A 12665-nucleotide genomic window follows, 5' to 3' on the forward strand; every position below is an offset into this window, starting at 1 on the left:
CTTATATACATAACTATACAACCATAAAACAAAAGGCGGTGATGTACGATTGAGCCACTCACTTAATGATAGTAAGCCAATCTTTATGCAGATCAAGGATCGGATTGAAGACCAGATTGTGAATGACCAGCTGAAAGTGCATGAGCAGATTCCATCGACTACGCAGCTCGTCACATTTTATAAGATTAATCATTTAACCGTAGCGAAAGGGATTAACTTACTGGTGGACGCGGGTGTGATCTATAAAAAAAGGGGTGTTGGCATGTTTGTTGCAGAGGGGGCAAAAGAAATGCTGATTGAACAGAGGAAGAAGGGATTTGTGGATCAATATATGTTACCTATGCTGCAGGAAGCTGAGAAGCTGGGCATATCTGAGGACGAATTAAATAAACTCATGAAACAAATGAAAGGACGGGGTGAACAGTGACAGCTGACATCGTAATTGATCAGGTTTCTGTTAAATATAAAAAATTTCATGCGCTTGACCATGTATCGCTAAAGCTTGATAGAGAGAAGATCTACGGACTGATTGGCCGCAATGGTGCCGGGAAAACGACGCTTTTGTCACTGCTTGCCTCTTTTGCGGAACCTGATGAAGGGTCTATACAGGTAAACGGAAAGCCGCTTTTTGAAAATGCAGAACTGATGCAGCAAGTGACATTTGTCTATGAAAAGGATCTTAAAGAAGAGTCTGAAAAAGTGAAAGCATACCTTGAAGCGATAGCTGAATATAAGCCGAACTATGATGCTGAGTACGCTATGGAATTGGTGGAACGATTTAACCTTCCTTTAAACAAGCCGGTGTATAAGCTGTCAAAAGGGATGCAGTCAGCCTTGAATGCCGTCATTGGGCTTGCTTCCCGCTCACCCATCACGATGTTCGATGAAACCTATTCCGGCATGGATGCCCCGACCCGAGAACTTTTTTACCAGGAGCTGTTAGAAGATCACGCGCGTTACCCGCGAACGATGATTTTATCCACACACCTCGTTTCTGAAATGGATTATCTGTTTGAAGAAGCAGTAATTTTGCATAAGGGAAAAGTGCTTTTACATGAACCGGTTGATGTTGTGCTTGAAAAAGGCGCATCAGTAACTGGCGCAGCTGACCTGGTAGATGAATTCGTTGCAGGTATGAATCAGATTCACACGCAAAAACTTGGTGGAACGAAGTCAGTCATGGTGATTGACCCGCTTACTGATGAACAGCTGGCTCGGGCCGGACAATCAGGGCTTGAGATCGGACCTGTCTCACTTCAGGATCTGTTTATTCATCTCACTAAGGAGGAGGGGCAGCATGGAGCAAAGTAGCCGTAAAGATTTAAAAATCGCTTTTAATATGACATTTATGCAGCTTGGGTGGTCAACGTGGATGATTGGTATTGTTCTGCTGTTATTTATCAGCTTGCAGGTTTTCGTTGATTTTAAAATTTTATTAAACGATGAAGAAGCAGCTTTTCAGGGCTTCATTCATTTTATAGAGAATCCGTATAAGATTTTCATGCTGGTGGTCGGTATTCTGTCAGTACCAAAATTCCTGAGCTGGTTCGTGAAAACAGGTATTACGCGGAAGGATTATTTCAAAGGCAATGTTATTGCAGCTTTGGCATTATCGGCAATTTTTATGATGATTGCGGTTATCATAGCTGGAATCGAACAGCTGGTTTCACCAGTTAGTTTTGTGACATATCTGGGTGAAGGTGCTTCATGGTTTTTGATCTTTCTGGTCTATACACTCAATCTATTCGTCTATTACTTAGCAGGTTGGCTGATCGGAGCAGGCTATTACCGTTATAGCGGCTGGGGGTTAGTTCTATATATTCCAGGCGCACTTACATTAATTTTTATGATGGACCTCCTATGGTCAGGAGAATTAGAAACACCGTTGCACCGTCTGTTCTCATTACACCAATTGCTCTCGTTAAGTGTACCTGAAAACCTGTCAATATTTATTCCGTTCGGGGTATCATTTGTTTTAATTGCCATTTCATTGTGGACTATTCGTGCGACAATAAAGAGGGTGAGGGTAAAACTATAACGTGCAGCAGTGAACGTAGTAGAGGGTCTGACTCTCTACTGCGCTGTAACAGCAAATCGAGTCACTGCAGCCAACCCCCGTTTCAGTGCAACAAACCCGGGTGTATCCTGCACCCAATCGTCCATATACTACAGCAAAAAGAAAAAACACTACCATAATCAGCCAAAACACTACAACTGGCTTTATATAGCACGACACTGAAGACCCGGGACTGTCCCGGGTCTTCGCTTCGTTTATCCCCTCGCGCAGCGGGTAGATATAGCACATCTACTTTAAAAAGAGGTGTTATAGTATGAAGAATGATTTTTCGATACAGCATAAACTTGGTCTTGGGACTGCACCACTCGGCAATATGTTCAGGGATGTGCCTGAAGAGGAAGCGATAAAGACGATTCAGTCAGCGTGGGATGAAGGCATCCGTTATTTTGATACTGCACCATTTTACGGAGCTGGACTGGCTGAGATCAGACTTGGTGAGGCTCTGTCAGCTTATAACCGTGATGAGTACCTGCTCAGCTCAAAAGTGGGACGGATTGTATTGGATGAAACGGAAGAGAAGGAAGGACTGTTTGAATATGGACGTAAGAATAAAATTCAAACGGATTACACAAAAGACGGTACACTCAGATCGATTGAGGACAGTCTGAAACGTCTGAAGACAGATCGCCTGGATATGGTGTATGTGCATGATATTTCACCGGATTTTTTAGGTGATGAGTGGATTACAAAATTTGATGAGGCTCGTAATGGAGCATTTAAGGTGCTGGATCGCCTGAGAGATGAAGGTGTGATAAAAGCCTGGGGTCTTGGCGTTAATACAACCACGCCGATTGAAGTCGTGCTTGAACTTGAGGAAGCACATCCTGACCTCAGCTTATCGGCTACTCAGTATACGCTATTGCAGCATGAGCGTGCACTTGAGCGGATGATGCCGCTTGCTGAGAAAAGCGGAGGCGGACTTGTGATCGGATCTGCATTTAACTCTGGCGCATTACTTGGCGGCGATTACTTTGATTATCAGGAAATTACGCCTGCAATCAAAGCGCGCGTTGATAAATTCAACGAAGTGGCTTTGAATCATGGGGTGAAGCTGAAGGATGCTGCACTGCAGTTTTCAACCGCACATCCGGCAGTAAAAGCAGTGGTTACCGGTTCAACAAGACCTGACCGGATCAAAGAAGATCTGCAGGCGCTGAAAGCAGAGATTCCGGCAGGCTTCTGGGATGAACTGGTGGAAAAAAAGCTGGTTTCTGCAAGAGCGATCTTACCTGAAAATAAATGATGTACAGAAGGTTCTGGGCTATGAAGCCGGAACCTTTTTGTATGGACGATTTTTTAAAGATAAAAATGAAGGGAGAGCCAATAAAATTATCACAACAGGAAACTGACTTCCAAGAGTAAAAATATATGGTAGACTTAAGTTATATGAGTTTGAATATTCCTACTATTATGTATGTTATCGGGATTTTTAAAAAGGGGAGGTGTCAGGCATCCTGATGAAAACTGATTCTAAAGCCAGAAGCATACAACAGAATTATAGAAAAACAATTGAAAGTAAGAAAAGAATGAGTCAGCACTCAATTTAAGCGATCGCTGTTATTTGCAGCATTCTGATTATTTTAGTTATCCAATCGAACAATCTTAATAAAGGGGTTCAACCTGTGTCTGTCAGTCCAGAGAGACATTGGTTTGAAGTGGCGCCGCAGGTTGAAGAAGTGCTCGGGGGTATGTTTTCTGAGTACAATGGAGTCACACTTGATTTAGACCCTGAGCCAACCAGACTTATTTTGAACACATCGTTTAGTCAATCTACTCAAAACGTTGAAGAAAGCTTAAGTGAATTGATCTATGCTGCGAATCAGACATTAATCAATCTGGGTGACATACCTGAAGATGAATCGTACATCATTGTTGTAAAAGGGGAAAATGAAGAAGAATTACTGCGGCATGTGTTTAATTACGATACAGGTTACTAATAAGAGGAAGGAATCACAATGAGTCAGTTCAGCTTGTTTGGTAAATTCACGGTAGAAGAGGAAAATCGGGACCTGCTGGCAGATATTTTGCTTGAGGCGGCTGAATCAATGAAGGAGCAAGAAGCGTGTGAGGTCTATATTGTGAGTGTTTCTGAAAGCGAAGCAGATGCAGTATATGTCTATGAAACGTGGCGTGATGAAGAAGCTCATCAGGCGTCATTGTCACTTGAAGTAACGCAAAAGCTTATCAGCCGTGCGAAACCCATTATCACCGGAATGGAGAGGATCCAGTCGCTCAAGACGCTTGGTGGTAAGGGGGTATAGATGAACCATAATGACATTAAAAATAATGATTGAAGAATATTCCAATCGTGTTATATTCAAAGTAAGTAGCGGAAAAGGAGTAAAATAAACTGCGATTACATTTGAAAGAGGAGGGTAATCCATGAACGTGAAAACAGAAGGGACAAAACTGATCATTGAGCGCACATATTCTGTGTCACAGGAGCGGCTGTTTGAGGCTTTCACAACTTCATCAGAATTAGAAGCTTGGTGGGGACCAAAGGGATGGAAGACAACGAACAAACGATTTGATTTTGAACCGGGTGGCCACTGGCATTACTGCATGAAATGTGAAGATCAAAATCAGGGCGACTTTTATGGCATGGAATCCTGGGGACTGGCAAAGTTCAAGGAAATTCATGCACCTGAGCGTTTTCTGTATGAGGATATGTTTTCAGATGAGGATGGGAATGTGAACCCTGAACTGCCGGGGATGGATATTGAAGTTGCTTTTGTACAGGTAGAAGGTGGTACGCAGCTGATTACAACAACATTCTTTGATTCTGTTGAGTCACTTGAAAAGCTGAGTGAAATGGGGATGGTTGAGGGGACTGCATCCCAGATGGACCGTCTGGAAGAATATTTGAAGTAAGCGGACTCAGGGATAGAGTGGTTTCTCATGAAAGCTGATCGTTCTATCCCGGGAAGAGCATTCAAATTAAAGGAGAGAATACGATGAGTAAAAGCAAAGCAAAAAAGCAGCGTCAGCATGCAAGAAGAAATGGCGCATTTGACGCAGAGATGAAGCGCGTCACGCAAGCTGATATCAGTACGCATGTCAGAAAAACGAAGACGAAAAAAGAGAAGCTTGATCAGATGAGAAGTAAACATAAACAATCAACATCAGGGTGGAGGGTAGAAAAAGCTGCCTGATGGAATAAGGAAATGATGAAGCAGATTCACTCGGCGCTGAGTGAATCTGCTTTTTGCTTCGCGAAAGCCGCATGGTGTCATGAGGCCAGGCGAAGGTCGCATGCCCGCGAAGGTCACATCCGCCCAATCAGCGCCATTATCATCGCCCACGATCAAAGTGGCACGCCATTCTTCCATCATAATCAAACATTCAAACATTCAAACAATCATTTGAATATATCGTTGACATCCTCTGCTCCCCACGCATACACTATAACTAAACAATCAAACAACTATTTGAATGAGGTGCAAATATGGTTAAATCAGTGAATCAGATATCACAGGATACATGTGACACGTATTGTTATGACGAAGCAGTTGTGAACAGGATACAGCCTAAAATCCCTGAAGCAGAGGGCGTTGAGCTGCTCTTCAAAGCGCTTGCAGATGCAACACGAGTGAAAATTGCTTATGCGCTCACACTAGAAGATGAATTGTGCGTATGTGATATCGCAAATATCATCGGATGTTCCACAGCGACTGCATCGCATCATCTGCGCTTGTTGCGCAATATGAAGCTTGCGAAATACCGTAAAGAAGGCAAACTGGTCTTTTACTCGCTTGCAGATGATCACGTTCACCAGCTTGTATCCATAGCGTTGGTGCACGCACATGAAGAATAGAGGTGAAAGATATGCAAAAAACTGAACAGGAAACTAAGGCCTGCTGTTCCACCGGACATAATGAATCAGAATCATCTATCACACACACATCTGACCATGCCGGTGAGTTAAAAACCTACAGAGTAACCGGAATGGATTGTCCATCGTGCGCAATGACACTTGAAAAAGGTCTGTCAAAGACGAATGGAATTCAGTCAGTAAAAGTCAATTATGCGTCAGGCAAAATGGCGGTAGGCGCTGAAAGTGATGATATGTATGATGCGATTCCGGGCTATGTGAAAAAGTACGGATTTGAGGCTGTTCCTGAAAAGCCTGTAAATGATTCGCATGTGTACAATGTAACAGGGATGGACTGCAGTTCCTGTGCTGCGACACTTGAGAAACATCTTTCCGGAAACCCTGATGTGCAAAGTGTCCGAGTGAACTTTTCCACCGGGAAAATGCATATTGCCCATACGCTGACAGCTGATCAGGTGGTGAAGGAAGTGCAGAAGTCAGGCTTTGATGCAACGCCTGCGACACTTCGTAACCAAAAGAAAGAAGATCAGAAGGCAGAAAGAAAACTTCCCGTTACAACGATTTCCGGTATTCTTTTAGCGCTCGGATTTTTAGGATCTTTCACTGCGATTCCGGAATGGCTGGTGACTGCATTTTACGCTGCGGCAATTGTGATCGGCGGATATAAGCCTGCCCGGAGTGCCTTTTATGCAGTAAAAAGCCGCTCGCTTGATATGAACGTTCTGATGGTCACTGCAGCAATCGGGGCTGCGATTATCGGGGAATGGTTTGAAGGGGCAACGGTTGTCTGGCTCTTTGCGCTTGGTAATGCGCTGCAAAACCGGTCAATTGAGCGAACGAGAGATTCAATCCGGAGCCTGATTAATCTGACACCGTCGGAAGCTGTGATCAAAACAGCAGACGGCCCGGTGAAGAAAGACGTTGAGGACATTACGGTTCATGAGATCATGATTGTTAAACCCGGCGAGAAGATACCGCTTGACGGTGAAATCGTTGCGGGGATGTCGAGTCTGAACCAGGCGCCGATTACAGGTGAGTCCCTGCCGGTTGATAAAGAGCCGGGTGATAAAGTATATGCAGGTACGGTGAATGAAAGCGGCTCGCTTGAAGTGAAAGTGACGAGATTGTCAGAAGATACGACGATTGCGCGAATCATTCATTTAGTAGAAGAGGCGCAGGAGAAAAAAGCACCGACCCAGGCATTTATCGACCGCTTCGCTGCTGTGTATACACCAATCGTCTTTATTCTTGCACTGCTGATTATGATCGTGCCGCCGCTTGCAGGATTTGGTGCGTGGGGCGAATGGTTTTATAGAGGCCTGACGCTGTTAGTGGTTGCCTGTCCGTGTGCGCTCGTGATTTCAACACCCGTTGCCATCGTATCAGCAATTGGCAATGCTGCGAGGAACGGTGTGCTGATCAAAGGAGGCACGTTCCTTGAAAAAGCCGGCGCGATCAGTGCCATCGCTTTTGATAAAACGGGTACGCTGACTGAAGGAAAACCGAAAGTCACGCAGGTTATCGCATTGCAGGATGACAGTGATGCGCTTGTCAGTATTGCAAAAACGATTGAAGAGCATTCAACTCATCCGATTGCCCAGGCTGTCATCAGCTATGCGAATGAAAGAAATATTTCATCTCAAGCAGGAAGTCAATTCAGTGCGATCGCGGGTAAAGGTGCGACTGCAGTGATTGACGGTACTGAATATTTTGCAGGTAAACCGAAACTGTTCAGTGAAATGGGCATTTCAACAGCAGGCATTGATGAACGCATTGACGTTATGCAAAGTGAGGGCAATACTTTGGTAGCGGTTGGTACACGTGATCGCATCCTTGGACTAATTGCAGTAGCTGATACAGTCCGTGACATCACCGTTCGATCAATTGAAAAGCTGAAACAGTCAGGTATTGGTGAAATGGTCATGCTGACAGGTGATAATGAAGGTACAGCGAAGAAAATGGCTGCTGAAACAGGTGTAACCCGCTATTTTGCTGAGCTGATGCCCGAAGATAAAGTAACCGCTGTGAAGAAGCTTCAGAATGAAGGGAAGCAGGTCGCGATGGTGGGGGACGGTATTAACGATGCGCCGGCTCTTGCGACTGCTGATCTTGGAATCGCCATGGGCGGTGCCGGAACTGATACAGCAATGGAAACAGCGGATATCGTCCTGATGGCTGATAACCTTGAAAAGCTGCCGCATACGATCCGCCTGAGCAGAAATGCGATCAAAATTATTAAGCAGAATATCTGGTTTTCACTTATCACAAAGCTTGCAGCACTTGTCCTGATTTTCCCGGGCGTGCTCACACTTTGGATGGCAGTCCTGAGTGATACAGGTGCTGCACTGATTGTGATACTGAATAGTATGAGATTGTTAAGACAGAAATAAGTAGAAGCAGATCCTGAGTGTGGGATCTGCTTTTTTTAGTTAGAGCGTAGAGGCGGGTCAGCGTAGAACCGGGCTGATACTCCTCTACCTAGAACAACACCCTGACCTTCACCAAATCCACAATACTCCCATCTTTAGCGCTTCTTGCATAGACCCACAGTTCCCCCGTTTGAGCGGAAGGGTTACGGTTGAATGTAATCGGGAGCGAGTAAGAACCGAATGAAGGTCCACCGGCAGATGCCTGGATCGGTGATTCACTGGTTACCGTTGTGCCGGCAGCATCCACTATTTTATAGAGAATGGCTCCTTCAAAAGCGCGGGCAAATCTGGAAAAAATCGTTCCCCGGCTGATTCTTGTTCCCGGGAATGGTCTGAAGACAACAATGTTTCTGGATGAAGGAAGTGGGATCAGCAGACGGTATCCCGGAAAAATGACATCCGGTGAAAATCCGGGACGCTGTTCGTTTGCCTGAAGCAGGGCTGACAGTGATAGGCCAAACCAGGCAGCAATCCGGTTAAGTGTATCCCCTGATTCAACCTGATAGACAAATGCAGGCACAAGAAGCCTCTGATTGACATAGATTAATCCCGGGTCAGGCAGCTGCGGGTTAATGCCGAAAAGTAGATCAACAGTGGTGGAATAACGCTGAGCGAGGCGATAGAGGTTATCACCCGTTGCCACGATATGGTTTGTCTGAGTTGTCCCCGGATTAGTCACGAGGAGCAGCTGCCCGGGAAAGATCAGACCCGGATCGGTAAATGGCGGGTACAGTGCATTAGCAGACTCAATATCGGTCACACTGCTCCCCAATCGCAGTGCAATTGAATACAGAGTATCACCGGGCTGGACAGTATAGACATAGTGCATACCATTAACAATCGGCATGTTTTTCACTCCTTAGCAGGGCGGTGACATATTCTATTTAGGGTATTCAGCTGGTTGGGGTGTGGTGATTAGAGAGGAATTCATGGGGAAGAGAAAATAAAAGCCATCATACCACTGATTTTTCACTGGTATGATGGCTTTATAAAATAACCTAACTCTGCTGTGCCTGATACACTTCCTCATAAGGCTGAACAACAACAAATCCGTTACCTGAAAATTTCATCTGTACAGACTCTCCGCTGCCCCGTCCGAAGAAGCTCTTTAACTGAACATCCGTTACGAATTCAGGCTCAAGGTTACCTGACCATGCAACTGTTGCGTTCGGGTCAGTGAATACTGGCTTATCAGGTGTTACGTGTAATGTGAGCGGCTCGTAATGGGAAGTGAAAGCAACAAGACCCTGACCTTCAAGACGTACGTTAAACAATCCGCCAGCCATCATCCCCGCTACGCGGCGCATCAGTTTAATATCCCACTCAAGTCCATCCTGAAATGCAAGCAAATCATTCCCGTTGATGAAAAAACTCTCGCCTTCAAGGTCCAAAACTGTGATCTTTTTACCCATATCAGCTACATAAAGCCTGCCCTGACCATTCGCTTTCATCAACTGAGCACCCTCGCCACTGAAAGCTTTTTTGACAAACTTCCCCAGACCATGCTCAAGCATGCCTTCCCGTTCGAATTTGATATTTCCATCGTACGAAATCATAGAGCCGGCTTTCGCCCAGACCCGACCATTTAAGTTCACTTCAAGCATACGGTCAGTCTCAAGCTCAAAAAAATCACGCGCACTTTCCTCCTGCTGTGTTTCCTGTACAAACTGTCTGATCGAATACTTTGACATTGAAATTCCTCCTTGGTTTGGATAACTATGTATACGGTTGAAAAGGTAATCAGGTTTCGTTTTGTTAGAAACCGTTACCTTCACACCCTAACATACTTACAAATGAAGGAATTCACACCACAAAAAGAGAATATCAAATGAATGACATGAACAGGAGTTGTTTTTATGGAAGTCAAAGATATTTTTAGTGATTTACCACCACTTGAAACTGAGCGGCTGGTATTGAGAAGGTTAACGATAGATGATCTTGAGGATATGTTTCATTATGGATCGAATGATGAAGTGACGAAGTATGTGACGTGGGATACGCATCAGACGAAAGCAGACAGCAAAGCGTTTATTGAGTTTGTTCTGAATCGATATGAAAACGGACAGGTAGCCCCATGGGGAATTGAACATAAAGATAACGGAAAGCTGATTGGCACAGTGGATTACGTGTCCTGGCAGCCTGGAAATCATACTGCTGAAATTGGTTATGTTATTTCACGGGACTATTGGGGACAGGGGATTGCAACGGAGGCTGTGAAGAGGATCATTGCTTTTGGTTTTGAAAAGATGGCACTCGTCCGTATTCAGGCGAGGTGTTTTCCAGAGAACACCTGCTCAGAAAGAGTGATGCAAAAAGCGGGGATGTCGTATGAAGGTACGATGAGAAAAAGTCTGTTTATCAAAGGGAAGCACTGGGATGGGAAGATGTATTCTATTTTGAGAGAAGAATATTAATTGGGAAATCTGTTAGTCAACAGATTTTAAAAAGTGGGGCGGATTTTTTAATGAATATCACTACAACACAGGACTCATTTACAGAGATCACAGCTTATACAGAAAAAATCAGGCAGGACATGCATGCGTCCGGTTCAGCATTACTGATCATGAAAGATAATCGGATCGTACATGAATCGTATGCAGGTGCCCATCATTTTCAGGAAGGGGCTAAAAGCATCAATGCCGCTTCACAATTCAATGTGTATTCAGTCAGAGTGACGTACATAGGTCTGGCAGCAGCGATTGCTGTACACAATGGTGATCTGAACCTTGATGATAAAATCAGCTTTTATCTGGATGATCTTGATGATGAAGTCCTTGGAGAAAGCACGCTCAGGCATTTGTTAACGCAATGCACTGGTCTGAAAATAAAAAACAATGCGGCAAAACGTCTTTTTGAAGCGGGAACGAATATCGAAGGAAAGCAACCCGATATTGTGGCACGTATCATACATAAAGTGACTGGCCGAACAGTACACGGCATTTTGACAGAAAGCGTATTTAAACCGTTGAACATGACTCAGACAGAGTGGGTCACTAACAGCAAGCGTAATCTGGTATGTGACATTCATTCTCCTGAGAGTTTCCCTTCGCTGAGACTGGGGTCAAATGAGGGTGATGAAAGAAACTTATATGTGAGTGCCAGAGAATTGGCATGCTGGGGGAACCTGCATTTACATAAAGGATTCATCGAAGGGAAACAAATCCTGCCGAGAGAAGTATTTGATCTGGCTGTTAAGGTTCAGAGTCCTGATACGATGCCTGATCACTTACCGAAGCATGGTTTTTTCTGGTGGGTGAAGCATGATGAAGTTTCTTATGAGTTTGATGAACTGGGTTCGAATCTGCCGGAAGGTTCTTATCAGATTCTGGGTGCGTCGGGATGTTCCTGTACGGTCATTCCGGATTTAAATGTTGTAGCTGTCAGAATGTATAACAGTTTATATACTGATGAGCTTGAAAAATTTGATTACATCAGGGATATTAAAATATTCGGAGATTTAGTAGTATCGGGTATTAAACACGAAACAACTCAGGTCTAATCATGGGCTACTATAAATGGTCATATATTTTCATAATAGAACCCTACATGTGTGATATGTAGAAAGGAGTCCATTTATGAAAAAAGCTTTCATGATCTTACTCATTTTAGCAGTATTGACAGCCGCAGGTTTTGGATCGGTGAAAGTGGTGCAGGCAAGTGTTGAAAAAAGTGTGATTGAGTATTTAATCAATGAAAAGAATATTCCGGAAGATCAAATCGTCTTCAGTGAATCCTTTATTGCAAATCTGCCTGGTGATAAAAACTGGATGGTCAGTATCAGGCTGAAGGATGATGCTAAAACTTACTATTATTACAGAAGCAGCGGAAAGATTGTGCTGGAATCTTATACGGAAAGCGGCGTTGAGTACGTGCAATAGAATGGGGTTGTCTTATGAAGAAGTGGTCAGGTGCAGCAGCTGTCTGTCTTAATGAACACAATGAAGTGCTAATGGTGAAAAGTATCCATTCCAATGCCTGGGCAGTACCTTCAGGAGGGATCGAATCAGGTGAAACGCCTGAAGCGTGCTGCATAAGAGAAGTGATGGAAGAGACAGGGTATGAAGTGGAAATCATTGATCATCTATTCGTCAAAAAACAGTGATTAAAGAAATAAATGTAGAAACTCATTATTTTAAAGTGAAAAAGATTGGGAACAGCTGTGGGATTGAGGATCCTGACAATCTGATAGAGAAAGCGGAATGGAAGTCTTCTACTGATGTTAAGCGGTTGGAACATATGTATCCTGAAGACGAAGAACTGCTTTTAAAAGAGATGAAAGTATAAAAAAGTGAACACCCTATGTTTCAGGTGTTCATTTGATGAAAGT

Annotated in this window: 15 protein-coding genes and 1 pseudogene; 14 read left to right on the forward strand and 2 right to left on the reverse strand. The window is 44.1% G+C overall.

Going from position 1 to position 12665, the window contains the following annotated elements; genetic code table 11:
• The first annotated feature begins 49 nt into the window (after positions 1-49).
• From KP77_RS05850 to KP77_RS05895, 10 genes are all read left to right on the forward strand, one after another.
• Positions 50-427, forward strand: a complete 378-nt coding sequence (locus tag KP77_RS05850; RefSeq protein WP_041121740.1) for a GntR family transcriptional regulator — start codon at positions 50-52, stop codon at positions 425-427.
• Complete coding sequence (locus KP77_RS05855; protein ID WP_041121741.1) at positions 424-1311, forward strand: ATP-binding cassette domain-containing protein; 888 nt, start codon at positions 424-426, stop codon at positions 1309-1311. The genes KP77_RS05850 and KP77_RS05855 overlap by 4 nt, the downstream gene beginning before the upstream one ends.
• The gene (locus tag KP77_RS05860; RefSeq protein WP_041121742.1) at positions 1298-2038 is read left to right on the forward strand and encodes a hypothetical protein; all 741 of its coding nucleotides are present in this window, start codon (positions 1298-1300) and stop codon (positions 2036-2038) included. Before KP77_RS05855 ends, KP77_RS05860 begins: the two co-directional genes overlap by 14 nt.
• 292 nt (positions 2039-2330) lie before the next feature.
• The gene (locus KP77_RS05865) at positions 2331-3320 is read left to right on the forward strand and encodes an aldo/keto reductase (RefSeq protein WP_041121743.1); all 990 of its coding nucleotides are present in this window, start codon (positions 2331-2333) and stop codon (positions 3318-3320) included.
• A gap of 379 nt (positions 3321-3699) precedes the next feature.
• Positions 3700-4014: a hypothetical protein gene (locus KP77_RS05870; RefSeq protein WP_041121744.1), complete on the forward strand. Its 315-nt coding sequence runs from the start codon at positions 3700-3702 to the stop codon at positions 4012-4014.
• A gap of 18 nt (positions 4015-4032) precedes the next feature.
• On the forward strand, positions 4033-4338 hold the full coding sequence (locus KP77_RS05875) for a putative quinol monooxygenase (protein WP_041121745.1): 306 nt from the start codon (positions 4033-4035) through the stop codon (positions 4336-4338).
• A 121-nt stretch (positions 4339-4459) separates the two neighbouring features.
• Positions 4460-4948 carry an SRPBCC family protein gene (locus KP77_RS05880; protein ID WP_041121746.1) on the forward strand — a complete coding sequence of 163 codons (489 nt, stop codon included), beginning with the start codon at positions 4460-4462 and terminating at the stop codon, positions 4946-4948.
• Positions 4949-5031: 83 nt separating this feature from the next.
• Positions 5032-5229 carry a hypothetical protein gene (locus tag KP77_RS05885; protein WP_041121747.1) on the forward strand — a complete coding sequence of 66 codons (198 nt, stop codon included), beginning with the start codon at positions 5032-5034 and terminating at the stop codon, positions 5227-5229.
• A 293-nt stretch (positions 5230-5522) separates the two neighbouring features.
• Positions 5523-5891, forward strand: a complete 369-nt coding sequence (locus KP77_RS05890; protein ID WP_041121748.1) for an ArsR/SmtB family transcription factor — start codon at positions 5523-5525, stop codon at positions 5889-5891.
• An 11-nt stretch (positions 5892-5902) separates the two neighbouring features.
• Complete coding sequence (locus tag KP77_RS05895; protein ID WP_084218607.1) at positions 5903-8299, forward strand: heavy metal translocating P-type ATPase; 2397 nt, start codon at positions 5903-5905, stop codon at positions 8297-8299.
• Between the two features lie 88 nt (positions 8300-8387).
• Here the strand turns inward: KP77_RS05895 and KP77_RS05900 are convergent, their stop codons facing one another.
• Both KP77_RS05900 and KP77_RS05905 read right to left on the reverse strand, forming a co-directional pair.
• Complete coding sequence (locus tag KP77_RS05900) at positions 8388-9185, reverse strand: LysM peptidoglycan-binding domain-containing protein (protein ID WP_041121749.1); 798 nt, start codon at positions 9183-9185, stop codon at positions 8388-8390.
• 151 nt (positions 9186-9336) lie between these two features.
• Positions 9337-10029 (reverse strand): AIM24 family protein, encoded by a 693-nt coding sequence (locus tag KP77_RS05905; RefSeq protein WP_041121750.1) that lies wholly within the window; start codon positions 10027-10029, stop codon positions 9337-9339.
• Positions 10030-10194: 165 nt separating this feature from the next.
• Between KP77_RS05905 and KP77_RS05910 the strand changes: the two genes are divergently transcribed.
• The 4 genes and pseudogenes from KP77_RS05910 (at position 10195) to KP77_RS05925 (ending at position 12622) form a co-directional block, all read left to right on the forward strand.
• Complete coding sequence (locus KP77_RS05910) at positions 10195-10752, forward strand: GNAT family N-acetyltransferase (protein ID WP_041121751.1); 558 nt, start codon at positions 10195-10197, stop codon at positions 10750-10752.
• Positions 10753-10802: 50 nt separating this feature from the next.
• On the forward strand, positions 10803-11837 hold the full coding sequence (locus KP77_RS05915; protein ID WP_041121752.1) for a serine hydrolase domain-containing protein: 1035 nt from the start codon (positions 10803-10805) through the stop codon (positions 11835-11837).
• A gap of 76 nt (positions 11838-11913) precedes the next feature.
• Complete coding sequence (locus KP77_RS05920; RefSeq protein WP_041121753.1) at positions 11914-12216, forward strand: hypothetical protein; 303 nt, start codon at positions 11914-11916, stop codon at positions 12214-12216.
• 14 nt (positions 12217-12230) lie between these two features.
• Positions 12231-12622 (forward strand): annotated as a pseudogene (locus tag KP77_RS05925) (NUDIX hydrolase).
• Positions 12623-12665 lie beyond the last annotated feature (43 nt).

This window comes from Jeotgalibacillus alimentarius (assembly GCF_000829445.1).
Classification (GTDB): Bacteria; Bacillota; Bacilli; order Bacillales; family Jeotgalibacillaceae; genus Jeotgalibacillus; species Jeotgalibacillus alimentarius.

What these genes read in the sequence shown, in the direction of transcription:
- KP77_RS05875 (WP_041121745.1), top strand. Translation starts at nt 4,033, where the DNA reads ATGAGTCAGTTCAGCTTGTTTGGTAAATTCACGGTAGAAGAGGAAAAT.
- KP77_RS05890 (WP_041121748.1), top strand. Translation starts at nt 5,523, where the DNA reads ATGGTTAAATCAGTGAATCAGATATCACAGGATACATGTGACACGTAT.
- KP77_RS05915 (WP_041121752.1), top strand. Translation starts at nt 10,803, where the DNA reads ATGAATATCACTACAACACAGGACTCATTTACAGAGATCACAGCTTAT.
- KP77_RS05860 (WP_041121742.1), top strand. Translation starts at nt 1,298, where the DNA reads ATGGAGCAAAGTAGCCGTAAAGATTTAAAAATCGCTTTTAATATGACA.
- KP77_RS05905 (WP_041121750.1), bottom strand. Translation starts at nt 10,029, where the DNA reads ATGTCAAAGTATTCGATCAGACAGTTTGTACAGGAAACACAGCAGGAG.
- KP77_RS05895 (WP_084218607.1), top strand. Translation starts at nt 5,903, where the DNA reads ATGCAAAAAACTGAACAGGAAACTAAGGCCTGCTGTTCCACCGGACAT.
- KP77_RS05920 (WP_041121753.1), top strand. Translation starts at nt 11,914, where the DNA reads ATGAAAAAAGCTTTCATGATCTTACTCATTTTAGCAGTATTGACAGCC.
- KP77_RS05885 (WP_041121747.1), top strand. Translation starts at nt 5,032, where the DNA reads ATGAGTAAAAGCAAAGCAAAAAAGCAGCGTCAGCATGCAAGAAGAAAT.
- KP77_RS05865 (WP_041121743.1), top strand. Translation starts at nt 2,331, where the DNA reads ATGAAGAATGATTTTTCGATACAGCATAAACTTGGTCTTGGGACTGCA.
- KP77_RS05880 (WP_041121746.1), top strand. Translation starts at nt 4,460, where the DNA reads ATGAACGTGAAAACAGAAGGGACAAAACTGATCATTGAGCGCACATAT.
- KP77_RS05910 (WP_041121751.1), top strand. Translation starts at nt 10,195, where the DNA reads ATGGAAGTCAAAGATATTTTTAGTGATTTACCACCACTTGAAACTGAG.
- KP77_RS05900 (WP_041121749.1), bottom strand. Translation starts at nt 9,185, where the DNA reads ATGCCGATTGTTAATGGTATGCACTATGTCTATACTGTCCAGCCCGGT.